We start from the raw sequence: 26,446 nt of genomic DNA, 5'->3' as shown, positions 1-26,446 counted from the left end.
ATGATTATCAATCATTAAAAGAATAAAATGATAATGAGTAAATCCCTCGGAAATACGAGGTTGAGAAATAAAATCGAATTTCTACCTTTGATAATTCATCAAGTTCCTGGAAGGGTAAGGATTCGCGTGCATCGTATCAGTTACGATCAATCCTTTGCTATGCTTCTTAAGGAACATTTGATCACAGTAGAGGGAATCACAAAAGTCCGTTTAAATTGTTGGTCAGCTTCTGTTATTATTCATTATAAAAAAAATAAAAACTTCAATATTAATCATCAGATTCTCTTGAGTATTAACCACGCAGAAACTGCCAAGAGTTTTTACCAAAAAGAAGATAATAATAACAGTAAAAAGCTAGAGGAATGGTCAAGCTTAACCTATCCAGGTTTAGCGACACTTTTCTCCTTAACTTCCCTAAAGATAAAACTACCTGGTTTAAGATTGATAGCTATTTTAATGTTACTTCGGGCTGCTTTTCCTGTGGTACAAAGGGCTTATGATAGTATCATTAATCAACACAAACTTAATATTGATTGTATCGATACCTTAGCTTTAGTTTTTAGTGGTTTACAAGGTAAAATAGTGACTCCTTCTTTAGTAATCACCCTTCATGAACTGGGAGATATTATTAGAGAAAAAACTGCTCGCTCTACTGAAGTAAAAACTAGCAATTTATTAGATACAATCGGCAACTTTGCTTGGGTAGAAAGAAACGAAAGCATTATTTCTGTTGAAAGTCATAAAGTAGAACTAGAAGAAATTGTCATTGTCTATCCAGGGGAAAAAATACCCGTCGATGGCATTGTGGTTAAAGGAAATGCCACCATTGATCAACAACAATTAACTGGTGAATCAATGCCTCTTATAGCCGAAGAAAATACTTATGTTTATGCTTCAACCTTAGTGAGATCGGGAGAAATACGCATTAAATCAGAAAAAATTGGACATAATACCCGTGCTGCAGCCAGCTTTAAATTATTAGAAAAAGCTCCCGTTCATGACACCCGAATGGCAAACTATGCAGCCAACTTAGCTGAACACTTAATTATGCCTTCATTATTATTATCAGCCATTATTTTAACAGTAACCAGAGATCCCAGTCGAGTGGCTTCTATTCTTACTTTAGATTTTGTTACCGGTATTCGAGTTTCCATGCCTACTGCCTTTTTAGGCGCTTTAAATCATACCACTCGTCATGGCATTTTAGTCCGAAGTGGTCGCACACTAGAACTATTATCAGAAATTGATACTATTGTCTTCGATAAAACAGGAACCTTAACCCAAGGAAACATTGAAGTTGTCCACATAAAAACCGTTGCCCAAGGGTTAGGTCCAGAAAAAGTCCTGCAACTGGCTGCATCTGCCGAACAACGCATTACTCACCCCGTCGCCGAAGCCATCGCCCATTATGCTAACAAGAGGAATATAGACATCTTACCCCGTCAATCTTGGGACTATGAGGTAGGCTTAGGAATGGTAGCAACAATCGACGGACAAACGGTTTTAGTGGGGAGTGAGACGTTATTAAGTAGTAAAGGAGTAACAGTTATTGAAATCGTTAAGCAACAAGAAACGGCAGGGTTATCCCCTGTGTATGTAGCCTGTGATGGTGTGTTTCAGGGCATTATTTATTATAGTGATCCCCTGCGTCCCCAAAGTGCAAAATTGATCCATGCCTTACAACGAGACTACGGAATGGAAGTGCATCTACTGACGGGAGACACCCAAAAACGGGCGACAGAGGTAGCCAAACAGTTAAATATCCCCCCTTCTCAAGTCCATGCCGAAGCATTTCCTGAAGATAAGGCGAAAATTGTCCGAAAATTGCATCATGGTGGTAAAACCGTCGCTTTTGTGGGAGATGGACTTAACGATTCTGTGGCCTTAGCTTACGCAGATGTCTCCATTTCCTTTGAAAACGGTTCCGATATTGCCAGGGAAACTGCAGATGTGGTGTTGATGAATAACGACTTAAAAGACTTATTAGAGGCCATTTCCATTGCCCAACAAACCAAGCAATTAATTACTCAAAATACTTTAATGGTTGTAGCCCCGAATGTAGCTGCCTTGGGGTTAGCCACAACGGTTGGCCTTAACCCATTGTTAGCCACCCTGGTTCATAATGGAACTGCGATCGTGGCTGGCTTAAATAGTTTACGTCCCTTGGTTCAACATAAACTTGAAAGCAACTAACATAGGAGATCGACATCATGTCACCGATACACTGGGATAAATCCGTCTTAACCTTTCATGTTAAAGAAATTATCGAAGATCATCATCAAAAAGGTGATTCTTCTGGGGTGTTAGGGTTAGGTGCCATTTTAGTCGGAACCATTGCCCTGCCTGCGGCCGTTAAATTTGGACGGCCGGTTCTCAAGTCCATTATTAAAACAGGATTATCCCTTTCCCCTCAAAAGTTAGAAACTACCTCTAAAAAGCCTCTCAAAACTTTTTCTAATTCTTCAACTAAGCAATAGAAGCATAATTGAACAGAGGCCGCTGGCCTCTGTTTATAAATTGAATTTCTAACTTCTATAGCACTACGCATAAAGGGTAAGATATTAACTTACTTTTGCCTCTTGCCTCTTGCCTTGTGCGTAGCACTATAACTCATTTTATTCAGGTTTCGTTATGGCCTTCAGAAGTAGAAGCTAGAAGAGAAGCTTTTTCAGCTTGTTCTGCGATCACTTCTGCTTTGGCTTCTGCCACGAGATCAGCCATTAATTCCCCTGCTTCTGCGAAGGTTCCTTTAGTCTTTTCGTAGAGAATAACACCAGTTTTAACGGTAGCTTTGGCTGCAGGTTTGAGTAAAGGGAGAACCACAGGAGTAACAACTAAAGCTCCCAGTCCAATGGCTATGGTTCGATTAGGATTATCACGATAGACTTTTTTTAGGGTTTCTAACATTTTCTTTTCCTCATCAATTAATTAGCAACTGGCGAAACACTTAGGACTGGGTTGGATTCTCTAAGCCCTCCATCACTTGTATTATACCACTATCAAGAAAAACGAACTCAGGTTAAATAAGACCCATTTTCTCCGATTTTTCCCTCTCCATTTAACACATAAATACCGGCTGAATTGGCCTTAACCAGAAAAGAAAGGGTATTATTATTTACATCGATCTTATTGTCGGTTACTGCGTCAGCATAAGACCCATTTTTCACATTATTAAGGGTAATTTGTTGTTCGCTACCAATGGTTAAACCAACGGCAACATAACTATTACTTGGTTGATCTTCTCTGATGAAACTGATGCCACTTCCCCACTCATTCACCTGACTCATGGCCCCTTTTTGTAAAGCAGGAATACGACGACGAATGAGGTTTAAGCGTTTAATATGTTGATAGAGAGGATGACTTTGGGTGGTTTGGATGGTATCTTCTTCAAGATGGGGACCATAATAAGCCCTTCCCGTTTCATCTAATGTATCATCATTGCCGATAATATCCTGGGGTTTTCCTTTCATAAATTCGATTTCTTCCCCAAAATAGAGGCAAGGAATACCTCTAATCGTCCACAATAAATTATAAGCAGCAGCAGCCCATTCTGTATTGCCTTGGAAGCGAAAGCGAAAATCATTATCAGGCCCCACATCATGATTTTGTAGGAAGGTGACTAAAGTGGTTGCATCCCCATAAACCCAATCATTAGCTAAAATAGCCCCAATACCACTAAAACTCCCCCGACTGACGTTATCCCGAAAGGTAGAAAACAAAGAAAAATCTAACACCGAGAAACCAGAGTCACCCCCAGATTTGGGATCTTTGGGATCGTCTCCTAAACGAGTGTACCACCAAGGTCGTAAAAAAGAGGGTGCATTATCATCTCCAAATAAATCACCCCATCCAGTCCCTTTAACCAGGTTTTCCCCAAAAACGAATAAACCCGGTTTATGGGTTTTCCAAGCATTGATATATTCGAGTAAATTATTGCGTTCAACGTGCTTAACCGTATCGATGCGTAGCGCGTCCACTCCCATATCTAAATAGCGACAAATGGCATTGATGAGGTAGTCTTTAACATTGTCTCGTCTCGTAGCTAAGTCGATGGTATCTCCGGCTAAATGTTTGGTTTGGATCGAAACATTTTCCCAGTCTCCTCCAGCCATAAACCCGTCTTGATGATACCATTCAGGATCGAGATTATTGGCATCAATACCAAAAAAGCGGTTGGGGTTATAGCCTTCTTTGGGAACGGTTTCCCCTGTTAATGGATCGACTAAAGGGACGACTCCTTCGGGATCAGAGGTTTGTCTTTCTTTAAACCAGTCAGGGGCCACCGGGTTATCATTATCTTCTCTAAACTCGTTTTTATAGTTGCCTAAGTTGCCTTGATAGGGTCCATAATTAACTTGTCCTTGTTGTGATCCTTGGGGGACAAAATATTTAATCGGGAGATGATCGATCCAAACTTTCCCCCTGATACCGTATTGACAGGAATGGTTAACCACCACATCTTGTATGATTTTTATGCCTCTAGCGTGTGCTTCGTTGATTAAATCTTGATAGGTTGCGTCAGGAGACTCTAAACGGGGATCGATCTTTGTCCAGTCATAACCGTGATAGCCATGATAGTCTAAACCGCTTCTATTTTCGATAGGAGGGGTGATCCAAATAGCGGTAAACCCTAAGTCTTTGATATAGTCTAATTTTTGAATTAACCCTTTAAAGTCCCCTCTCCAGTGAGGATCTTCTGCTTCCCCTGCTGCGTTAAACTTAATGCGATCGCGACAGAAAAAGTTATTACTGGGATCACCATCATAAAATCGAGTGGTAATGAGAAAATAGATGGTTTCTGCTCGAAAGTCTCCCTCTTCTACCTTATCTCCCACATTGTAGTAGAAGTCTGCATAGGTTTCATTCCCTGCACCATCGATGATCAAAAATCTTACATTAGTCGTCTTATCTAAGCGTATTTTTGGCCCCGTTAAGCCATTGATAGCCTTTCCTTGAACATAAATATTACTGTTGGTTGTGGGTGCTGTGCCATCGTTGGTATAGTAAGCGATAATCGGGGTTTCACGGGGATCGGTAATAGTAAAACGAGGAGTGATCGCTTCTTGATAGTTCCCAGAGTTTTGACTCGCTGTAATGGTAGGTTTTCTGAAGTCTGCGTTAGGATCAATAGTATAAATAAATTCAAAAATAGCTCCCATTTCTCCTAATGCGTTACGTCCAATACAACGCAAAGTCGTGCTAGTTTCTATCAGAATGGGTTGCTGATAGAGGTTAGATTGAACACTGGGTGCTGTGCCATCGGTTGTATAGTAGATAGCATCGTCTTCATTGTTACTAGAAAGGGTAACACGCTGTGACTCTTGATAGATTGCCCCTTTTGGCATAGCGGTAATAACGGGAATAGCAGGCCGTTGGGGGTTTTGGTCGTACCAGTTATCCTTAAAAAACCACCCTTCTCTATTCCTACTTAGGTTATCGGTTTGTCTCCAAGTCCCATCGTTAAAGATAATATTAGCCGTATCTACTTCTGAGAAACGATAGCTGTACCAGTCATTTCCATCTGCTGTCATGGAAACCCCTGGCCACGATACTGAGTTAGAAGAGGGACTGGTATTCCAATAGTAAATATAAATGGTCTTTTGCCAGGAAGTAGGTCTTTTGAAATGAACCACAAGGGGAGTTATAGCGGTTTCAGGGTTACGACCATACCATTGATTGTTGAAATACCAACCGTTTCCCTCTCGTTGCAAGTCTCTAGTTTGTTTTCCTTGACCATCATTAAAGATTAAACTGGCCTTATCTACTCCTGAAAGGCGATAGCTATACCAGTCATCGCCATCTGCTGTCATAGAAACTCCTGGCCAAGATACCGAGTTAGAAGAGGGACTGGTATCCCAATAATAAAGATTAATGCTTGGTTCCCATGAAGAAGGACGCTTAAAGTAGATGAGGAGATCAGCCATTGTTTAGGTTTCCCTTATGCTTGTAAGCTCAACCTATCATGCTACAGTTCTACTTTTTAGCACTCTTACAATCTTTTAAGAAGACTGAAAATTGTTGCAACAAGTCTATTGAATCATGCCATCTTTAAATCTTATGACTCGTTGGGTTTGTGAAGCAATATCTGAGTCATGAGTAACAATGACAATTGTCATACCTTGTTGATTTAGCTCCGTCAGTAAATTCATTAAATCTTGAGACGTTTCTGTATCTAATGCTCCAGTGGGTTCATCGGCGAGGACGATACTAGGTCGATTCACCAAAGCGCGGGCGATCGCAACTCTCTGTTGTTGTCCCCCTGACAGTTGATTAGGACGGTTAAATAAATAATCCCCTAAACCAACGAGGGAAAGAACTTCTGTTGCCCTTCGACGACGTTTTGATTTAGGTATGTTAGCGTAAATCATAGGAAGCATGACATTTTCTAAAGCAGTACAACGAGGTAAAAGGTTAAACTGTTGAAAAACGAAACCAATACGCTGGTTACGAATATAGGCTAAAGCATCATTGCTTAAAGAGGTTAAGTTTGTTCCATCAAAATAATATTGTCCGCTAGTGGCGCGGTCAAGACAACCCATTATATTCATGAGGGTTGATTTTCCTGAACCTGATGCCCCCATGATGGCAATATATTCCCCCTGTTCGATTTGTAAGTCGATTCCCTTTAGTACGGGTACATTAACTTGACCTAAACGATAAATTTTAGTAATTCTCTGTAAAAAAATCATCGATTATTCACGTCTTAAAGCATTAATCGGCTCTAATTTAGCAGCATTACGGGCGGGGATCACACCTGCCAATAAACCAACAATCAAAGAGAGTCCAACACTACCAATAACCGAAGCAAAGGAAACAATAAAGGGGAACTCAAAAATATTTGCTGCAGCCAAAGCAATGATAATTCCGGTGACCATGCCAATGATTCCTCCTGTTTGAGAAATCAAGACTGATTCAGCTAAAAACTGCTGTAATATAGCTGAATTAGTCGCTCCGACTGCTTTTCTGATACCAATTTCTCTTGTTCTTTCTACAACTGAAACTAACATGATATTAGCAATACCAATTCCTCCAACCACTAAAGAAATTCCAGCGATCGCAGCTACCATCACAGTGAGGAGTCCTACAATACTCGTAAACGTATTAACTACATCGGTTTGATTACGAATACTAAAATCATCATCTTGAGAAGCAGAAAGATTATGTCGTGATCTTAAAAGATTAGTTATTTGAAATTCTGCTTCCTCCATTCGCTTTTCATCCCTAACTTTGACATAAATCCCATTAACTGCGGTGCCACTCAGAGAGTTATTTCCGAAGATGCGAGAGGACATATTACTCAAAGGAATAAAAACCTGATCGTCTCGGTCGATGGAGCCTTCAGAGCCTTTTTTCTCAAATACGCCAATGATTTCATAAATATTACCTTCAATGCGAATTTTTTGCCCTAAGGGTTGGCTATCTTCCCCAAATAGTTCATTTAAAACTGTATTCCCTAGAATAGTTACAGGGGTTGCACTATCTAATTCTTCCTGAGTAAAAAAACGTCCACGAGTGAGTTTGGTGTTTCTCGCTTCTAAGTAATTAGAATCGATGCCCACAATATTAGTCCCATGATTATCTTGTTGATAAACAATTTGTCCTGGACGTTGTAAATAGGCCGAAACGACTTGAGCAGATGAAACTTGCTTTTGAATAACTTGAGCATCCTCTTTGATTAAGGTACTTGTTGATCCTAGACCTTGACTGATTCCTCCAGTTCGCGCTTGTCCTGGAAAGATTTGTAAAACATTTGTTCCTAAAGACTGAATTTCTTGTTCTGTGGCTTTTTGAACGCCCTGTCCTACGGAGGTAATGGCAATGACAGAAGCAATACCGATAATTACCCCTAACATTGTTAATAAAGTCCGTAGTTTGTTGCTTAATAAAGCCGTAATGGCCATGGACAAAATCTCAGGAATAGGAACTGGATGAGGATGATAGTTATTCATACTGATATTTTGCACCTTCGATAAAACTAGCTAAATTTTGATTGTTAAGTTTTCTTGTACTGGTACAAGATGTCAGCATAGCTTATGTTTTTGGCTGACAGCATTACTGTTACCTTACGGGAAGGAAGAGGATTGTTTATTGGCGATCATAATCTTGCTAAAAAGTCGATCAATTTTTTATTGAGGAGGACCACCACCAGGGGGACCACTACCAGGAGGACCGCCCCCAGGAGGACCACCCCCCGGAGGACCCTGATTAGAACCGCCTCTAAATAAGTCTCTCAGAGAAAAACCAGCTTTAGGTGGTGCATCAGATGGAGGGGCTTCTGTTAGAATGTGTTCGCTGCCATCGAGTCCACTTTTAACTTCAGTCAAACTATCAGAACTCGCGCCGATAACGATAGGAAGAAATTCAGGTGCGTGATCGAGTCCGACAATAAAAACCCCAGTGGTATTATCTTTGCGTGTCACTGCAATGGTTGGAACCGTTAAAACATTGTTTAATTCGTCTATATAAAATTCGACAGAGACGTTCATTCCTGAACGCAACTGTTGCTGAGCTTCTTGACTTAGGTCAACTTTTACCTCAAAACTGGTGACATTTTGTTGTACGGTTGCTTGGGGAGCAATCTGTGAGACTTTTCCCTCAAAAATAATCCCAGGAAAAGCATCTGCTTCGATTCCAACGGCTTGCCCTACCTTGATTTTAGCAATATTATTTTCTGATACATTGGTCAAAATTTCATTTTCAGATGCTAGGGATAAAATTGAGGTTGAGGTAGCTGAAGAAACGGCACTTCCTGAGGTCATGGGTGTTACAAATGCCCCAGGATCGGCATATTTACTTGAGATGATGCCATTAAAAGGGGCCCGAATCATCGTGTCTTCAATCTCAGTCTTAATGGTTTGTAGTGATCCTTTTGTTGATTGAACCTCGGCACGGGCTTGAGCAATTTCTTCTTCTCTAGTTCCTTCTTCTAATAGGGATAAGGCTTCTGTTTGTGCTTTAACCTCGGCACGAGCTTCCTCTATGTCTTCTTGTCTGGTTCCTTCGTTCATTAACGATAACTCCTCTTCGGCCTCGGTTACCTCTGCTTTAGCACTATCGCGGATGGCACGTTGTTCATTTAAGGTGAGTTGAGAAATCGCCCCTTCCTTAAAAAGAATCTCATCACGTTTAAATTCATCTTCTGCTTGTTCAAAGGTTGCTTGAGCATTAATTAGTCTTGCTTGTGCTTGAGCAATTTCCTGAGAACGATTCCCTGTGATTAGCTTCTTGAGATTTGCTTCTAATTGTTCTAATTTTGCTTCTGCTTGGGCAATTTCTTGAGAACGATTACCATTGATTAACTTTCTCAAATTTGCTTGCGCTTCTGCTAGTTTACCTTCTGATTCAATCAATTGTCCCAATAAATTAGAATCATCCATCTTGGCGATTAGTTGTCCTTTTTTGACATAATCACCCTCTTCAATAAATAATTCTCTGAGAATCCCTGCATTTTTAGGACTAACATTAACTAACTTTTTCGGTTCTACTGTGCCATTAGCAGACACACTCACTTTCAGATTAGTTCGTTCTGCCCGTACTGGTAGGGGTCGCTGATTTTGGTTAATACGCGAACTCGCGAACTGACGATAGATAAGATAGAGGCTACCTATTATCAGCAACAAGATAATCAGCTTTGTTATCAAAGATTTTATGCCCTTTTTCTGATCTTTGCTAGAGCTATATTCAGAATCTTCTGAGTTAGGCAGATTCTTGTATTGCATTGAGTTAGGAGAATGAGAACTCATCGGAAATTATCGACTAAAATTCGATAGCTAATTAACAAACAAAGGGTAAGGGAACAACAGAGTAACAAATTACTTGATATTTGCTTAGATCGGCTAATTTTTAAGCTTCACAGGGGTCGAGGAATGGATGATTATAGGTCTTAAACCCATGATCAATAAGGAAAATGAGGCGATTAGGATTTCAACTTGATTCAATAGACTAAGGCTGACAGTTGTTGTATGGATACAACGGGCCTTCTTCGTAAGCATCGCGAGCATAAGGAATACAATCAGGATTATGGAATTGCTGAGCTACTTCGTCGGCAAAGAAAGCACCGAGTTTAGTCAATTCAATTTTTTCATCATCTTCAACCAATAATCCGAAAGACTTGAGGGCTTCAATTTTGGGACGGAATACTTCATCAAGGGAAACGCCTCCTGTTACTTCGCTATAGTATTTTTTCCAAACACAGCGATTTTTCAGGGGCAAAATAATCGCCCAGCGCATCTGTTCTTCATGACTTCGGACTATACCACGATTTAAGGGAAGTTTTCCTTCGCTAATTTTCTGATAATAGTCTTCAAAGGATTGAGTATTGAGGACAAATCTATCTCTAAGGCTACTAAAGGCGGTTAAACCGAAACCAACCTGATCTAATAATCCGCAACACTGGTTATCCGCATAGTGGGAATAGTATTTCCGTTCCTTGGTGTACACCCGTCTGAGGTTTTCATGGTAACCATTAGCGTTGAGGATATCGATGGCGATTTGTTTCATCATGATGCTTTCTTCAACACTGGGGAAAGCTTGTAATCCTCTTTCTTTAACAGCTTTGATTTTGGCTTGATAGTCTCCATAAGCTTCGACTTTGAGTCGATAAAGTTGGATTTCTTCGACCCCTAAGGAAACCGCTTGCTCTACAACATCAATCCAGTTATCTAAGGTCTCTCCTGGATAGCCAAAAATGAATTCGATATCTACTTGATAGCCAAATTTCTTGGCGTTCTCGATGGAGAGAAGGGCTTCTTCTACGCCGTGATGACGGTTCATCATCTTAAGAATATCAGCGTTCAGGGATTGAATACCGATAGTTAAACGATCAACACCGTAATCACGCATGATACGCAACCGCTCTTCTCCCTCTGGTCCAATTAAGGTCACGGGATCAACATCATAATTAAATTGGGTGCAAGTCGATACATCAACCCTGGTAACAAAAGAGTCTAAAAACCGACGTAACTGATCTAAGGTGAGAAAAGTTGGTGTTCCTCCCCCGACAAGAATTGAGCGCGCTTTAATTTGCTCTAATCCCAGTCGTCTGAGATAGAGATCCATTTCTTTTTCTAAAGCATCCAGATAACGGTCTTTTTCTGAAGATTGTTCGCCTAATTTCACGGGATAGTGGCAGAAAACGCATTTTTTCTCACAAAAAGGGATATGGACATAGATATCTAATAATCCATCAGTCGGAGTGGTGTAATCCGCAAAAAGTTGCTCTTCCGTGATGGGATGATACATGGTGATCGGGGGATAGTGAACTGAAGGAAAGAAGTCCCCACTCTTGCAGATCAGTCCTGCTTCTTGAAGACGGTACAAGTCTTGAACCCTTTGACGGGATTTTTCAATTAAGGTTTTTCTATCTAGGGATTGTTTGTTGGTTAAATTCGGGATAAAGGTTTGCATTTCATAAATATTCCTTACTAAATTTAATCAATTATATTGTATGGCAACATTTATGTAAGATTTATGTAATTTTATTTAATTTAAACAAATGTACAGAATTGCATCAGCAATCATAGTATATTGAAAATAGGCTGAACTTCTTCAGTCTATCCTAAATTAAACCATGAGGAAAACTACCGATGAGTCACCTCAGTAATTCAATTAAGATTCTTAAACTTAGTTTAGCTTCTGTATTAATTAGCCTGTGGGGGTTACCAAGTTTGTCTCAGAATCCTCAACAACCCAACTTTCCTGGCCCTCAGATTATGAGAGACCTCCCTGGTGCTATGCGTCCTGCCTCTGATCCGCTTCAATTATTACAAAATAAGGAGGTTCAGCAAGAATTAAAGTTGACTAAGGATCAAATCCAAAAGATCGAGAGAGTCAGGACTCAAGTTCAACAACAACTATCTGAGTTTCGTAGAGGAAGAAATTCACAAGAAGACATCAAAAGACAAATAGAGCAAACTAAACAACAGATAGCCACTATCTTACAACCTAAGCAATTGGAGCGTTTTCGAGAAATTCTCTTACAAGTTAATGGTTGGACTCCTGAATCTCCCCCAGAAAATTTGGTTTCGATTAAGCAAGATTTTACAAGTTCAACCTTGTCCAGTCCCATCCAGTTGACCCCTGAACAGCAAGAAAACCTGCAAGATTTACAACAAGAAACACAAAAGAATATTGGTCGTTATTTTACGCCTCCTGACACCAATACAGCATCTTCGCAAATTCGAGATGAGGAAGTTTGCCACCCTGTCAACACAAACCGTAACTCCATTGAGCCTATTTTAAAAACCTATCAACAACAAAGCCAAACAATTCTCACCAATGAACAGCAAGCAACCTTAGAAAAACTTGAAGGAGAAAGCTTTGAAATTGCTGATGCTCAGTGTAACTTCTAAATTAATTGTCAAAAAAAATCTAAGTTAACTGTTTTCTCAACAGTTAAAGGGGTGATTTAGTCACCCCTATTTTTTGGAACTTTAGAGACAATTTTAAAAATTATTAATATAATATTAAAACATAATTAGTCAAGTCAACTAAGACGATAATGTAGTTAAACCAATAAAAAAAAATGACCATGATACAAGTACCCATTCAAAAACCCCTAGATATTCCCAACCTTAGTAAATCGGAATTAAAAGAACTAATTCAAGCACAAGGAGAATTACAACAAGATTTATTCCGTCAAGCAAGGGAAGTCCGTCAGCAAGCAGGTGTCGATGAAGTCCTACTGCGAGGAGTCATCGAAATTTCTAACTACTGTCAGAAAAACTGTGATTACTGTGCGATGCGTGCAGCTAATCCGAAGCTCAATCGATATAGAATGGCTGCAGAAGAAATTCTTGAGATTGCTGATCAAATTGCCCAAATGGATATATCCATTCTCTTCTTACAAGCAGGCCAAGATCCTCAAAGTGATTCTGTTGTAGAAGAGGTAATCCCTGAAATTAAGCGTCGCTATAATTTTCCAGTTCTTTTGTGCATGGGAGAAAGACCTCAAAACGTTTACCAAAGATTTGCTCAACTAGGGGCTGATTCTTATATTCTCAAGTTTGAAGTTTCTAATCCTGAACTGCACCGAGACATCATCCACACTCCCCTTGAGAGAAGATTACAGTGTCTGCGTTGGCTACAAGAAGCTGGATTTGAAGTAGGTACGGGTAATATTGTTGGTTTACGGGGACAAACTCTAGACCACTTAGTTGAGGATATTCGTCTCGCCCTAGAAATTCAACCCAATTTTGTCAGTAGTTCCCCTTTTATTCCTAACCAAGATACACCATTAGAAAATATTGGTTGCGGAAATTTGGATTACACTTTGAACACGATGGCCATTTATCGCATTGCCTTGAAAACACCCCTTATTCCTACAGTCAGCGCCCTAGAGAAAATTCAGCCAGACGGTCAACTGATGGGTTTAAATGCGGGAGCCAATGTGATGACTATCAACTTTACACCTCCAGAATATCGTGAAAAGTATTCTATCTATTCTAAAAAACGTTTTATTGTCAGTTTAGACCATGCTCTAAACACTATCGAACGAGCAGGATTACGGCTCAAAGTTTTATCATAAGTTCCTTAAGCTTATCTGGGAAAATAAGTTGTTCTGCAACTATAGATATAATGCTTTGAAAACCATCCAGCCAGTATTAATCGTCTTTAACAGTTTCAGATTGTTCCCCTAACCAATTTTTTGCAAAAAGCAATAATTTTGAGTCTCCACATTTTCATCTGTTTCCTCTAGAAAGAAAATAAAACGATTGAGTTAGCAAGAATGAACACAATCTCAACAAAAATGACATCTCGATTGAGTCGAAGAGTGGCCTTATTTCTATTAACTCCTTTACTATTGCTTTTTACTAGGAAAGCTAGTGGACGTGAAGAGCCACAAGCTCCAGAAGAAGATTGGATCAAAGTTACCTCTAGGGTGTCTTTGGTTCACTTAGGTAGTATCGATTCTTTTGATAAAACAGCAGCAGGAATCGCAGCTGCTAAATTGATGCTTGATGCTCTCGAAAACAACAATTTAGAGTCTGCTAAAGAAGCAGTTTTAACCTATGAGAAAATTATCCCTAACGAAAATTTCGGGGGAGAATATACTGCAATACAGTGGTTCGGAGAATATCTACTAGCATCTCCTCAACAGCAAGAAGCGTTTTTAGAAGAGCCGTTAGTTGCAGAATTCTTTAATTTTTTTGCTGAAGACAATTTTGCCAGTCTCAAAGAATATCTCAAACGGAAATATGGAGTGGGTGAGTTAGAAGATGAAGGATCAAAAGCAGCCATTGAGCGAGAGAGATTTTTAGAAGATTTCATCCTTTTCAATAACCCTAGAAGAGAAGAATGGGAAAAAACGAGCAAGATGTTAGACTCTTTAAAAATCGAACCGGGGGATACTATTGCTGACATTGGTAGTGGTCCTGGATACTACAGTTTTAAATTCTCTAAATTAGTAGGTCCGAAAGGAAAGGTTTTTGCTGTAGATACAGTGGAAAATCATCTCAATTATATCAAGGGGGTTAGCGAAAAATATGGGGTAAATAATATCGAGTTGGTCAACAATACTACAGATAATGCCAAGCTTCCACCTGAGGAAATGGATTTGATTTATATGTGTTCTCTGTACCATATTATTTACTCAACGTCTCTTGAACCGGTAAAAGATCGTTTTGTTGAAAGTATGAAACAAGCCCTCAAAAAAGACGGTAGATTGATTATTGTTGATAATGGTATTGTCGAAGATCAAACTCTTCCGTATCACGGGCCTTACATTGCCAAAGAGTTGATTATTAGTCAACTTAAATATTATGGTTTTCGTTTGATCGATCAATATGCTTTCATTCCCCAACGATATATTTTAGTTTTTCAATTAGGATAAATCCCAGGGAAAAAAGGCATGGATTTTAAGGTAATTGGAATTGCTGCTGCTCTCGGTTCAGCAGCTTCTTGGGCCATTGGAGCAATTTTGTTCAAACGTTTAGGGGAACAAATTTCCCCTCTGGGATTAACCTTAGCTAAAGGTACTCTCAGCGCAATTCTTCTAGCAGTCATTTTCGTTTTGACTCCATATGAGGAGGTTGAACGACAGTCATTATTGTTGCTGATTTTGAGCGGTTTGTTAGGAATTTCTGTGGGTGATACCTTTTTTTTTGCTGCTTTGCAAGATTTAGGAGCTCACGCTTTAGTGGTATTGTCAACTCTCGGAGAAGTTTTCACTATCCTTTTGGCGGTAATTTTTTTGGGAGAAAGGCATAATCTCACCACTTGGATAGGCATTATTTTTGTAATCTCTGGTATTGCAGTTGTTCTGCAAGCTAAATTGACTGAAGAACAACAAAGATCAAGTTTAAGGGGGATTATTTTGGGATTACTATCCGTTTTGTGTATGTCAGTGTCAATTATTATTGCAAAAGAAGCATTAGCGTCAATTTCTGCTATTCAAGCTACTTTCATTCGTATGGTATCTGGCACTCTGGGAATCTTCTTTTTAGGGATAACAACCCAGCAGTTAGGAGGTTGGATGGTTCCATTGCGGGATGTTAAGTTAGTGGGTCATTTATTGCTGTCTGTTGGTTTCATTACCTTTGGAGGATTTTGGTTATCTTTGGTATCGATCAAATACGTGGATGTTTCTATTGCCAATACTCTAAATACTACTGATCCCATCTTTGTCTTACTTCTAGCTGCTATTTTTCTTCATGAAAAGATTACGCTTAAAGCAGTGATAGGTACAATTTTAACTATGGTGGGAATTATTCTTTTAATCAAAGTAAACATAGTGGCTTGAAGACGGATTATTATATTTTTCTTATGACCTAAATTATAGTTGTCTAAATAATATCTTATCAAAATTGATAGTGCGATCGCTAATTTCGTCAATTAGAGCGAGAAAGTCAACGCAAAAAATTATTCAAAATATAGCACTACGCATTATAGTTAGGACATCCCCAAGTTGCGAAATCTAGTCCCCACTTACTTTTGCCTTTCGTGTAGCGGGATAAAAGCTTTACCCATTAAGTCGCAAAGTGCTGTCATTCTTGTCTGTTCCTAAAAAATCCTCTGCTCAGGTAAGTTGAGCTTATCATTTATAAAAAAAAGTTATATATAAAAACACTTGTTATCTGTAAAACTTATCGTTAAACTAGGAGTATAGAAATTAATCAAGAGGTCATTATGGTCTGTTTTCCAAATAATCAAGAAGTCAATACCGCTAAAATTGGGTTTAACCAAAGTAAAGCTAAAGATTACTTACAACCACTCCGTCAATATCTGGATAATGTAGAAATAAAAAATGAGTCTACTGCACATTTCTTGTGTCGTCTGATTCCAGTACAATGTCCTTTTGAACAGGATATTTATCTCTTTGGTCGGAAAATTGCTCATATTCCCCCATTATGCAAACTCAACCCCTTCTATGAAGAGGTTGTAGCTTTAAGATTCCGTGCGTTATGTTATTTAGCGGATGAATGTGGTCAAGATGTTCGTTGTTATTGTTAGTTATGTTAGGCAAATTATCCCATTAAAATAACATTATCAATGACATGAATTACTCCATTATCTGCTTCAATATCAGCAGCAAGTACGGTGGCATTTTTAACTTCAAAACCATCCGAACAATCAATGGAAATGGGAGAACCTTCTAGAGAAATAACAGAATTAACTTTAGCTAAATCTGCTTTCATTAGTTTACCTGGAACCACATGATAAGTTAAAATACGTGCTAGTTGAGGGACATTTTGAACTAAGGTTTGAATCGTTCCTGGGGGAAGTTTAGAAAATGCAGCATCATTGGGTGCAAAAACGGTAAAAGGACCTTCTCCTTTTAAAGCATCGACTAAGTTAGCTGTTTTTACTGCAGTGACTAAGGTTTCAAATCCTTCTGTATTTACAGCAATGTCAACAATATCAGGCATATTTTTAAGATTACTTTTACGATTGTTTTAATTGATTATAAACTACAATGGTAAAATAAAAAATATAACCAGGTGCAATATTTTAGTTAAGAGAATGGAAACCAGAAAGCATATAAGAGAATAATCCTACCTTAAAATATAAACTCATTACTGCTGCAAAAGAAGGGGGACTCGCTGCATTAGAAAAATCATTAGATAACCCTGTTGGTGCATTTGCGATCGCAGCGATAAAAAGCTGGATCAACAGTTAAATATAATGGAAATATGATAAACTAAAAATTGTTCTCTATTGTTACCTTTTAGATGTTTTCTAAAGATAATCTTTTTGCTATTTCTTTATTTCCCTATTTAGGATTTTTATGGTTTCTCACTCGTTCCCAAGAAACCCCCCGTTTAGCGTTAATTGGGTTTTATGTTTTGTTAGTTTTTGTGGCAGTAACAATTCCTGCTGGAATTTATGCCAAAATGGAATATGGGGAAGCATTAGCTAATATTGATTGGTTACACGGTAGCGCAGAATCTTTTTTAACTTTGTCTAATATTTTAGTTGCTTTAGGGTTTCGTCAAGGAATTGTAGAATATCGAAAGAAACAAGAAAAAAGTGACGTGAGTGATTAATTAATACTAATAATTTTATGTACAGGAATAACTTGATCCAGAAAAGCTAAAAGACTAATATTACCCTCCGTTAAGGTTAATTCTGTTGTATAATTTCCCTGTTTTAAGTTCTTAAAAATTTTTAATTGATTATTGTTTAAATCAAGTATCCAATATTCTTTAATTTCTGCTTCTGCATAAATCATTTTTTTCTCAGTTAAATCTTTTCGTAACGTTGCTTTAGAAAACTCAATTAACCAATAAATATTATCGGGATAGGGATGATGTTTTAAATATTCTTTTCCCAAGGGTTTAACAACAGCAATGTCTGGAGAAGCTTCAGAATTATTAGGTAAAGTAATGGGTTTAGCATCTCGAATTTTAGCACGATTTTTCAGTAAATCTTTTAAATAATCAGCACATTCTGAATTATAGTAATCATGACTTTCTCTTTCGGGTGTCATGACTATAATTTCTCCTTTTAATAACTCTACCCCTTGATCCTCAAAACATCCTGCTGCGATCGCTCGATGATAGTGTTCAATTGTCCATTTATAAGTCATTCCTGTCATGAGACTAGATTATGATTAATTATTTAAAAGTAACTGATTCAAGTTTATCTGATTTTTATCTTTTCTATCCATCTGTTACCATAAAAATTATTAGAGATTAATAAAATATTTGAAATTATGAATCAATTACCCATTCCATCCTTTTTTGAAGCCAAAAAAGTTAATGAGTTTTGGCGAGTTCCCTATCTACAAAGGACTAAGGAAGCTAGAGAATGGAAAGAAAAATATAAAATAGCATCATCAACAGAAGATAAAACTAAAATTGTATTACTATTAATTGATGTACAAAATACTTTTTGTTTACCTGATTTTGAATTATTTGTTGCAGGAGAATCAGGAAATGGTGCAGTAGAAGATAACATTCGTTTGTGTGAATTTATTTATAAAAATTTGGGACAAATAACTACCATTGCACCAACAATGGATACTCATACAGCGATGCAAATTTTTCACCCTATTTTTTGGGTAGATGAAAAAGGGAATCATCCTGAAGCTGGTATTACGATGATTTCCTACGAAGAAGTGAAACAAGGACGATGGAAAGTTAACAAAAATATTGCTAATATTTTAAACATTTCTGCTGAGAAATTAGAAAACTATGCCCTACATTACGTTAAAAAAGTGACAGAAGATAGTAAATATCCTTTAACTATTTGGCCTTATCATTCTATGTTAGGAGGAATCGGTCATGCGTTAGTTTCTGCTGTCGAAGAAGCCTTATTTTTTCATAATATGGTTCGCAATAGTCAAACTCAATTTGAGTTAAAAGGGGGTAATCCTTTAACAGAGAATTATTCAGTTTTTAGTCCTGAAGTGGTAGAAGATCATCAAGGGGAAAAAATAGCGCAAAAAAATACTAAATTTTTCAACAAAATACTGTCTTTTGATAAGATTATTATTGCCGGTCAAGCGAAAAGTCATTGTGTAGCTTGGACAGTTGAAGATTTACTCACGGAAATTCAACAAAAAGACCCAAACTTAGCTAAAAAAGTTTATTTATTAGAAGATTGTACTTCCCCTGTGGTAGTTCCTGATGTTATTGACTTTACCGATAAAGCAGACGCAGCCTTTCAACGCTTTTCTGAGGCTGGAATGCACCGAGTTAACTCCACCGATGATATGGATAACTGGTAACTGTTAACTGTTCACTGATAACTGCAATCATTTGTTATGCTAAACAACAGGAGTGAACTATGATTACTCTATCTTAAAAACGAGTGATTCTAAAACAGAGTTAATTATGAATAAATTCAAAAGCTTAGCGACAGGACTATCTAAACGCTTTATGGCGACGTTAGCTTTATCAGGATGCTTATTAGCTGGTGTGCAAACTTTGTCTCTTGCTAATGGTAATTCAGGATTAGTTATTTTTAGTGGTGTTGAAGAACGTAGCGACATCTTAGACTATAAACTAGATTTTAATGGACGACCCAAATTTTTGGGGGAACGCATGAGACTGCGTATTTCCAAGAAGAAATTAACCCAAGGAGTCAGTAAGTTTTTTGTCTCTTACCTCAAAGATCCTGAATTTGATGGTAAATTTAACACCAACTCTGTAGAAGTACGAGTTGACGGCGAATCTCTTCCCCTAAGAGAAGTTTACTGGGATAAAGAGAGTCGTGTCGTAGAAATCGATTTGGAAGAACCCCTAGAAGCCGGGAATTCAGCAGAAATTGTCTTTTCCAACGTCAAAAACCCCAGTTCTGGCACTTATTATTTTATTGGTGATGTTTTAACCTCAGGACAAATTCCTTTACGGGTTTATGTAGGAACTTGGATCGTCTCTTTTTCTCGTACTTAATATGAATTCGGGGTTAGGGGTTGATGATTAAAATCTGTTCCCGATTCCCCGTTTCTTTTGAATCATCCCCTGCGATCGCTCTAATGAACCAATTGTTAATTATTCTTTTAAAACAATAGAAAAATTATAAGAAGAGTTGATGCCTCGGCTTAAGGTGTTAATAGAACAGACCGAATTTGTTAGCGTTTAGTGAAATCTGCTAAAATGATGATCCACGCCCCTCAAAAAATCGTGCGTTTAATTAGGTCAATTAATGACAACGCCTATGCTAAACCCTAATTTAGAAGCAATAGAACTCAATAAAGAAGAGATTGAAAGATACTCTCGCCACATTATCTTGCCAGAAGTGGGGCTAGACGGTCAAAAACGGTTAAAATCTGCCAGTGTTCTCTGTATCGGAACTGGGGGTTTAGGATCTCCCCTTTTACTTTATCTTGCTGCTGCTGGTATTGGACGAATTGGCATTGTTGATTTTGATATTGTTGACAGTTCCAACTTACAACGTCAGATTATTCATGGCACGTCTTGGGTAGGTAAACCTAAGATTCAATCCGCAAAAGACCGCATCTTAGAGATAAACCCTGCTTGTCAGGTAGATTTATACGAAACCCGTCTTTCTTCTGAGAATGCTCTCAAGATCATGGAACCTTACGACGTGATCGTAGACGGAACCGATAACTTCCCCACTCGTTACCTCACGAATGATGCTTGCGTCTTGTTGAATAAACCCAACGTTTATGGGTCAATTTTCCGCTTTGAAGGCCAAGCAACCGTATTTAACTATGAAGGGGGCCCTAACTACCGTGATTTATATCCTGAACCTCCCCCACCCGGAATGGTTCCCTCCTGTGCAGAAGGAGGCGTTTTAGGGGTATTACCTGGCATCATTGGTACCATTCAAGCGACTGAAACCATTAAAATCATTTTAGGGGCGAAAAACACCCTCAGTGGCCGTTTATTATTGTACAATGCCTGGGATATGAGCTTTCGCGAATTGAAGCTACGACCCAACCCAGAACGGCCTGTTATTGAGCAATTGGTTGATTATGAGCAGTTTTGTGGCATTCCCCAAGCTCAAGCAGCCGAAACAGAAGAAAAAGCAGCCATTCCTGAAATTAGCGTCACCGATCTCAAAGAATTAATGGATCATGGGGCTGATGCGTTTGTATTAATTGATGTCCGTAACGTTAATGAATATGAAATTGCCCGTATTCCTGGTTCTGTTTTGGTTCCCTTACCTGATATAGAACAAGGTTCAGGGGTTGAGAAAGTTAAAGAATTAGCCAAAGATCACCGTGTTATTGCTCATTGTAAAATGGGAGGGCGATCAGCCAAAGCGTTAAAAATTCTGCAAGACGCGGGAATAGAAGGAACTAATGTTAAAGGGGGTATTACCGCTTGGAGTCAAGAGGTTGACCCAAATGTTCCCCAATACTAAAACTTAGATTTGTTCCCGTCATGATTAACCTGCTTCTACTGTTTTAGAAGTGGGTTTTTTGTTATCAGTTTTTTTGACACTTTATCTCTATCTTCTACTATGTTAGCTGATTTAGAAAGAAATAATATCGTCATCGATATTAACATTGCTCAGCTTAGTGTTGTTCAATCCAACTGGACGAATCTGATCCATTGGAATTCCATTCCACTCATCAACATACCTATTTTCTAATTCTTTTATAACAATGTATTTACCAAATCGATTAATAATTTCCCCTTTTTCACCAATACAGTTACGAATATACAAAGTTCCTTCAGTAACAAAACTTCCTTTGATTCCTCGGAGATTGGTATTTTCAAAGATCACACCAATACCTTCACCATTAGTGAAATCAACTTCGCGCATATCAGCACCACTAAAATTAGAACCACTGAAAGAACAATAGCTCAAATTAGCTCCTCTAAAAATAGTATCCCGAAAATCGCAGTACATAATGTGAGTCCAATTGGAAAAGTTAGCACCACTAAAATTAGCTCCTCGGAAATTGCAACTATTCAAAACACATCTTCCGAAAATTATTCCACTGAAATCTAACCCACTGAAATCCCTTTCACCCGCAGCATATCGAGCCAACAATTCTTCTTTCGTAATCTCAGCCATAATTCAAATAATTTTCTTTAGCTAATAACGCTTCTGCATTCTCACTCGAAAGGGGACGAGAAAATAAGTAACCCTGTCCATATTCACAGTCAAGGAATTCTAAAACCTTCATTTGTCCTTCCGTTTCAATCCCTTCAGCAATTACATCTAAATTCAAATTGTGACCCAAAGAGATAATGGTTTGTACAATTGAAATGTATTTATCACTATCTTTTACGTCTTCCATCCGTTCCACAAAAGATTTATCCACTTTGAGGGTATCTACAGGAAAACGATGTAAATAACTCAAAGAAGAATAGCCAGTACCAAAATCATCAATACTTAACCGTAATCCTAACTCTTTTAAACCATTGAGAAGAGTAATGGCTTCTTCTACATTATTCATCATCATACTTTCGGTAATTTCTAATTTTAAGCGATCGCCTTCAATCCCTGCTGAATCTAGAATGGTTTTTATTTGTTTAACCAGATTCGGTTCAGAAAATTGACGACCGGACAGATTAACACTCATGATTAAAGCAGGGTTACGAGGAAACCGCTCATGCCACTCTCGAATCTGACGACAAGCTTCGGTTAATATCCATTCTCCTAGACGAACGATTAAGCCTGTTTCTTCTGCCACAGGAATAAAAGCTCCCGGAGAGACAAATCCTCTGGTTTTAGAATTCCAACGAACCAAGGCTTCAAAGCCGGCAATTCTACCTGTTTTTAAAGAAATGATCGGTTGATAATATAATTGAAACTCCTTTTGCTGTAATCCCAAACGTAAATCTGTTTCTAAATGCCAACGTTGTATCGCTTGGGTATCCATTCCCGGTTCAAAGATTTGAGGACGACTCGAATTAAGTTCCTTGGCCCTGTGCATAGCAATATCAGCATAGCGAAGTAACTCTGGCCCGTGAAAGTTGTCTCCTGTTTCCTCAAAAGATATTCCTACCGTCACGGTAATATAAATTTCATGTCCTTGCCAAAATAGGGGTTGACTTAATGCTTGTTGTAATTTTTTTGCAAAGCGAACCACTTCTTGTTTATCTTTAACCGGTTTTAACCAGATAGCAAATTCATCTCCTCCCACTCTTCCCAAAGGTTCCGAAGAATTAAGGTGTTCTTGCAGAAGTTGAGACATAGCGATTAATAAATAATCACCTGCTTGATGGCCTAAACCATCATTAATACTTTTAAAGCGATCGACATCAATAAATATAACCGCCACTAATTCTGGTTGTTGGTTAATACTTTTATAATTGAGTTGTTGTAATTTGCGTTCTAGAGACCTTCGATTAGCTAGTCCTGTCAAGGGATCGTGATAGGTTTTATAAACGGTTTTATAAGCTAAAACAGAGGTTCCTGAGAGTAAAAAAGCCAGTAAGGGAGGAATAAAAGGAACCCAACCCGATTGGGTAAATAAGAAGAAACAGAGTCCCCATAATACTGCTACAACAATTATGACATTCCCTCCTAAAATCCAAAGACGCTGCGATCGCCAAACTACCACTCCTCCTAACAAAGACCATAACCCAATCCATACCCACTCTACTCCTTCGGGCAAAAACCAAAAAGTTTTTTTTCCTTCTAAAATCGTTCCTAACAATTCACTAATAATTTGTCCATGAATTTCAACCCCGGCCATTTCAAAATTTTCTGTTTCTTTCGCGCTATAAGGCGTGGGAAATGTATCTTTTCCACTGTGGGCTGTTACCCCAATTAAAACAATTTTATTCTCTATTAATTTTTGCTCCAAATCACCTTGTAAAACGTCAGTTAAAGAGATGGTTTCTGATATTTTTTTTGAACGGTATTTGATTAAATTTTGCCATCCTGATGCTTCTGATTCAGGTAACACATATCCACCAGCGTTATATTGAAGTCTAGGAAATTTTTGAGAATTAATTTGTAAAAAATTGGGGCTAACTTGAAAGGATGAATTTCCCTCATTCCTCAAATAATTTAAAACAGTTTGTAAAGCGAAAGAATATTCTTTAATTTTTCCCGAAGGCGATTCAATATACAGCAAACTTCGACGAACCACATTATCAAGATCGATGGGTAAATCGCTAAACCCGACTCGATTTTTAGGTATATTTTTCGGGGCATTCACCCCAGGCTCATCACCCATTGGTAGTTGTTTAACCACAACAATATTATCTTTTTCTAGAGCTTTTTTTAAACTTTCAGTTCCTGGGGGATGAGGAATATCACGATAAATATCAAGAGCAATTAATTTAGGATCATAACGTTGTAATTGATCTAAAGCTTTAGCTATCACTTCGTCAGATAACGGCCATTGTTTTTGTTGTTTAATGTCTTCTTCATTTACCTCAACAACTAACAAACGAGAATCAGAAGTATTGACAGATCTAAGTCTCAGCATTTGATCATAAGCAACTAATTCTAAAAATTGTAAATAGCCAGTTTGTCTTAGACCAATGATCACCCCAGTTGCTAAAATACTCGATAGAAAAATAGAAGGGAGAGTAAATATCCAAATTTTGCGTAATTGTCTTCGATAATTTTTACTAGAGTTAATAGAAATATTTTTAGTTCCTTGAGAAGCTTTCTCGTTACTCTTATCAACGAGAAAAGAACGAATTACTTGATGTAACTTAGTGATCACTACAGTTTCGATGAATGAGTAAACAAAAAGATAAGATAGTTTGGCTTAGTCTTACTTTCTTATTTGAATAGAATTAATGAGATTAATCTAAAAAATATTGTGATGACAATCACAATGAGGTTGAAAAACTAGACAGGAAACAACAACAGAGGCTAAGATAGAGTGAGATCCATTACGTGAATTATTGTATCTAAATCATAAAGCATAAATTTTAAACTGCAATTACTTAGGAAATTTTAATTAATTATAGGAATTGACCAGGACATTGAAATTATGTTCGACAAGAAACCCGTTAAAACAACCACAGGGATAACAACCCTAGCCTCCGTCATTGTACTGTCATTTACCAGTATAGGGTCTACTCAAACCACAACTGATGCTAATAACACGACTCAATCAGAAGACTCTATCGCCAATAGCGTTCCCGATCGCCGTAAAGGTGGAGCCAGTCGTAGACCCCAAACCCCTCAAAATACAGAAGATGAGGAGGTAGCTCAAGCTCCCCGAAGACGGAAACCTGCAGCCAGTCGTAATGATCAGAATCAGTGTAACTTCAATCCTCAAGAACTGGTGGCCTTGATCCCCGCAAATCTCCAAAGCAAAACCACATCCACTTCCCCTACCTTATACTTTTCCGTTCCTGCGATTACAGCTAACACAGAAATCGAATTTGTGCTACGGGGTCCTCAGGATGAATTAGTAAAAAAACAAACATTTTCAGGGAAGGGACAAGCAGGAATTATGAGCTTAAAATTGCCAAATGGTCCTCGTGTCTCATCCCCTAATGGTGAAAATACCTATCATTGGTATTTGTCAGTAATTTGCAATCAAGGCGATCGCGCTGATGATGTAGTGGTCGAAGGATTACTACAACCCGTTACCCTCGAATCTAACCTTGCTGAAGAAATTGAAACAGCATCTCTAGAAGATAGATTCAAACTGTATCAATCCTATGATTTGTGGCACGAACGATTAGATACCCTAGCTAACATGAAGCGATCGCAGCCCCAAAATACTCAACTGGCTCAAAAACTAGGAGAGTTACTCGAATCCGTTGAATTAGATTCTACCATTGGGCAAAAACCCTTATTAGAGACTGAAATGCTGAGCTTAAGCCGTTAATGAGCAGAGAAAAGGGATTTGACAAAAAATTGCGGTAGCACTAACATTCGTCGCCAACGCCAAGGCTCTTGATACAGTCGATATAACCATTCTAGATTATTATTCCGTAACCACCCAGGGGCGCGACTTTTTGTTCCTGACCAAATATCAAAACTTCCCCCAACCCCTACCCAAATGGCTCGGGGACATAATTTTCTATTTTCACGAATCCAAACTTCTTGACGAGGAACCCCTAACCCCACCAAAATTAAGCTAGGTTGTTGGGCTTTTATGTTATCTTTCCAGGTTTCCTGTTCCTCTGGGGACAAATAACCATGAGCGGTAATAATCTGAGCGTCAGGTAGTTTAGCACGCCATTGAGTTGCGGCCGCTTCTGTGACCCCTGGTTTCCCTCCATAAAAGCCAATCACATTACTTTTGCCATTGGTTCCTAACGCTTCAATCAAAGACTGGGCTAATTCAATACCTGGACAACGTTGCTGTTGTTGTCCTCTCATTTTCAAATAGATAACCACACCTGCCCCATCGGGAATGACTAAATCCGCTTCATTAATGATTTGAGCCACTAAGGGATCTTTTTCAGCTAACATAGCCATTTCTGCGTTTAGGGTCACCACATGAACCCCTTGACCCTTCTCAAGACATTGCAGTAACCAATCGGTATAGTTATCCGATAAGTGAATGGGTAAACCAAGAACAGAATAAGTTTTAGGGGAGGTGAGCATGGCGATATCTTTCAGAGAGGGAGCAGGGAGCGCAGAAGCAGGGATAGTGAGA

24 protein-coding genes are annotated in these 26,446 nt (G+C 38.5%); 12 read left to right on the top strand and 12 right to left on the bottom strand.

All coding sequences use genetic code 11. The features are described 5' to 3' along the window. Positions 1-33: 33 nt before the first annotated feature. Both CY0110_RS05125 and CY0110_RS05120 read left to right on the top strand, forming a co-directional pair. Positions 34-2,193: a heavy metal translocating P-type ATPase gene (locus tag CY0110_RS05125; RefSeq protein ID WP_008274252.1), complete on the top strand. Its 2,160-nt coding sequence runs from the start codon at positions 34-36 to the stop codon at positions 2,191-2,193. A gap of 17 nt (positions 2,194-2,210) precedes the next feature. Then, positions 2,211-2,477: a hypothetical protein gene (locus CY0110_RS05120; RefSeq protein WP_008274251.1), complete on the top strand. Its 267-nt coding sequence runs from the start codon at positions 2,211-2,213 to the stop codon at positions 2,475-2,477. A 142-nt stretch (positions 2,478-2,619) separates the two neighbouring features. Here CY0110_RS05120 and CY0110_RS05115 read toward each other — a convergent pair whose 3' ends face one another. The 6 genes from CY0110_RS05115 to CY0110_RS05090 form a co-directional block, all read right to left on the bottom strand. Continuing rightward, positions 2,620-2,907 carry a DUF5132 domain-containing protein gene (locus CY0110_RS05115; RefSeq protein ID WP_008274250.1) on the bottom strand — a complete coding sequence of 96 codons (288 nt, stop codon included), beginning with the start codon at positions 2,905-2,907 and terminating at the stop codon, positions 2,620-2,622. Between the two features lie 107 nt (positions 2,908-3,014). Beyond that, entirely contained in the window at positions 3,015-5,924 is a 2,910-nt protein-coding gene (locus CY0110_RS05110; protein ID WP_008274249.1) for a starch-binding protein, read from the bottom strand. A gap of 105 nt (positions 5,925-6,029) precedes the next feature. After that, complete coding sequence (locus CY0110_RS05105; protein ID WP_008274248.1) at positions 6,030-6,689, bottom strand: ABC transporter ATP-binding protein; 660 nt, start codon at positions 6,687-6,689, stop codon at positions 6,030-6,032. A 3-nt stretch (positions 6,690-6,692) separates the two neighbouring features. Continuing rightward, a complete protein-coding gene (locus CY0110_RS05100; protein ID WP_035798537.1) occupies positions 6,693-7,949 on the bottom strand; it encodes an ABC transporter permease in 1,257 nt (418 codons plus the stop codon). A 177-nt stretch (positions 7,950-8,126) separates the two neighbouring features. Then, complete coding sequence (locus tag CY0110_RS05095; protein WP_071943767.1) at positions 8,127-9,743, bottom strand: efflux RND transporter periplasmic adaptor subunit; 1,617 nt, start codon at positions 9,741-9,743, stop codon at positions 8,127-8,129. Between the two features lie 199 nt (positions 9,744-9,942). Next, the gene (locus CY0110_RS05090; RefSeq protein WP_008274244.1) at positions 9,943-11,406 is read right to left on the bottom strand and encodes a coproporphyrinogen-III oxidase family protein; all 1,464 of its coding nucleotides are present in this window, start codon (positions 11,404-11,406) and stop codon (positions 9,943-9,945) included. 179 nt (positions 11,407-11,585) lie between these two features. Between CY0110_RS05090 and CY0110_RS05085 the strand changes: the two genes are divergently transcribed. The 5 genes from CY0110_RS05085 to CY0110_RS05065 all read left to right on the top strand — a co-directional run bounded on the left by CY0110_RS05085 (position 11,586) and on the right by CY0110_RS05065 (position 16,449). Next, positions 11,586-12,350, top strand: a complete 765-nt coding sequence (locus CY0110_RS05085) for a hypothetical protein (RefSeq protein ID WP_008274243.1) — start codon at positions 11,586-11,588, stop codon at positions 12,348-12,350. 173 nt (positions 12,351-12,523) lie between these two features. After that, positions 12,524-13,525 carry a radical SAM protein gene (locus tag CY0110_RS05080; protein ID WP_008274242.1) on the top strand — a complete coding sequence of 334 codons (1,002 nt, stop codon included), beginning with the start codon at positions 12,524-12,526 and terminating at the stop codon, positions 13,523-13,525. Between the two features lie 222 nt (positions 13,526-13,747). Beyond that, positions 13,748-14,830 carry a class I SAM-dependent methyltransferase gene (locus tag CY0110_RS05075; protein ID WP_008274241.1) on the top strand — a complete coding sequence of 361 codons (1,083 nt, stop codon included), beginning with the start codon at positions 13,748-13,750 and terminating at the stop codon, positions 14,828-14,830. 18 nt (positions 14,831-14,848) lie between these two features. After that, on the top strand, positions 14,849-15,739 hold the full coding sequence (locus CY0110_RS05070; RefSeq protein ID WP_008274240.1) for a DMT family transporter: 891 nt from the start codon (positions 14,849-14,851) through the stop codon (positions 15,737-15,739). A 386-nt stretch (positions 15,740-16,125) separates the two neighbouring features. After that, complete coding sequence (locus CY0110_RS05065) at positions 16,126-16,449, top strand: Mo-dependent nitrogenase C-terminal domain-containing protein (RefSeq protein WP_008274238.1); 324 nt, start codon at positions 16,126-16,128, stop codon at positions 16,447-16,449. A gap of 14 nt (positions 16,450-16,463) precedes the next feature. On the opposite strand, the gene CY0110_RS05060 is transcribed toward CY0110_RS05065, so the two are convergent. Continuing rightward, positions 16,464-16,865, bottom strand: a complete 402-nt coding sequence (locus tag CY0110_RS05060; RefSeq protein WP_008274236.1) for a fasciclin domain-containing protein — start codon at positions 16,863-16,865, stop codon at positions 16,464-16,466. Positions 16,866-16,947: 82 nt separating this feature from the next. Then, positions 16,948-17,109, bottom strand: a complete 162-nt coding sequence (locus tag CY0110_RS29830) for a hypothetical protein (RefSeq protein ID WP_157464534.1) — start codon at positions 17,107-17,109, stop codon at positions 16,948-16,950. 59 nt (positions 17,110-17,168) lie between these two features. On the opposite strand from CY0110_RS29830, the gene CY0110_RS05055 reads away from it, so the two are divergent. Continuing rightward, complete coding sequence (locus CY0110_RS05055; RefSeq protein WP_008274235.1) at positions 17,169-17,483, top strand: DUF3593 domain-containing protein; 315 nt, start codon at positions 17,169-17,171, stop codon at positions 17,481-17,483. Here the strand turns inward: CY0110_RS05055 and CY0110_RS05050 are convergent. Continuing rightward, complete coding sequence (locus CY0110_RS05050) at positions 17,480-18,034, bottom strand: Uma2 family endonuclease (RefSeq protein WP_008274234.1); 555 nt, start codon at positions 18,032-18,034, stop codon at positions 17,480-17,482. The genes CY0110_RS05055 and CY0110_RS05050 overlap by 4 nt on opposite strands. Before the next feature lie 117 nt (positions 18,035-18,151). Between CY0110_RS05050 and CY0110_RS05045 the strand changes: the two genes are divergently transcribed. The 3 genes from CY0110_RS05045 to moeB all read left to right on the top strand — a co-directional run bounded on the left by CY0110_RS05045 (position 18,152) and on the right by moeB (position 21,273). Beyond that, on the top strand, positions 18,152-19,168 hold the full coding sequence (locus CY0110_RS05045; protein ID WP_008274233.1) for a cysteine hydrolase family protein: 1,017 nt from the start codon (positions 18,152-18,154) through the stop codon (positions 19,166-19,168). A 106-nt stretch (positions 19,169-19,274) separates the two neighbouring features. Continuing rightward, the gene (locus tag CY0110_RS05040; RefSeq protein ID WP_035798571.1) at positions 19,275-19,835 is read left to right on the top strand and encodes a DUF2808 domain-containing protein; all 561 of its coding nucleotides are present in this window, start codon (positions 19,275-19,277) and stop codon (positions 19,833-19,835) included. A gap of 265 nt (positions 19,836-20,100) precedes the next feature. Next, complete coding sequence (gene moeB, locus CY0110_RS05035; protein WP_008274231.1) at positions 20,101-21,273, top strand: molybdopterin-synthase adenylyltransferase MoeB; 1,173 nt, start codon at positions 20,101-20,103, stop codon at positions 21,271-21,273. A 111-nt stretch (positions 21,274-21,384) separates the two neighbouring features. Here moeB and CY0110_RS27880 read toward each other — a convergent pair whose 3' ends face one another. Then, positions 21,385-21,933, bottom strand: coding sequence for a pentapeptide repeat-containing protein (locus tag CY0110_RS27880; RefSeq protein WP_008274230.1), 549 nt, complete (start codon positions 21,931-21,933; stop codon positions 21,385-21,387). Then, on the bottom strand, positions 21,926-24,547 hold the full coding sequence (locus CY0110_RS05025) for an EAL domain-containing protein (protein ID WP_008274229.1): 2,622 nt from the start codon (positions 24,545-24,547) through the stop codon (positions 21,926-21,928). The genes CY0110_RS27880 and CY0110_RS05025 overlap by 8 nt, the downstream gene beginning before the upstream one ends. 273 nt (positions 24,548-24,820) lie before the next feature. On the opposite strand from CY0110_RS05025, the gene CY0110_RS05020 reads away from it, so the two are divergent. Beyond that, positions 24,821-25,669, top strand: a complete 849-nt coding sequence (locus tag CY0110_RS05020; RefSeq protein ID WP_008274228.1) for a DUF928 domain-containing protein — start codon at positions 24,821-24,823, stop codon at positions 25,667-25,669. On the opposite strand, the gene CY0110_RS05015 is transcribed toward CY0110_RS05020, so the two are convergent. Continuing rightward, complete coding sequence (locus CY0110_RS05015; RefSeq protein WP_008274227.1) at positions 25,666-26,394, bottom strand: WecB/TagA/CpsF family glycosyltransferase; 729 nt, start codon at positions 26,392-26,394, stop codon at positions 25,666-25,668. The two genes, CY0110_RS05020 and CY0110_RS05015, sit on opposite strands and share 4 nt — an antisense overlap. Positions 26,395-26,446 lie beyond the last annotated feature (52 nt).

It is taken from the genome of Crocosphaera chwakensis CCY0110, assembly GCF_000169335.1.
Taxonomy (GTDB): Bacteria; Cyanobacteriota; Cyanobacteriia; order Cyanobacteriales; family Microcystaceae; genus Crocosphaera; species Crocosphaera chwakensis.
Note: the sequence above shows the minus strand (reverse complement) of the source record. Positions and strands in the feature narration are given on the sequence as shown.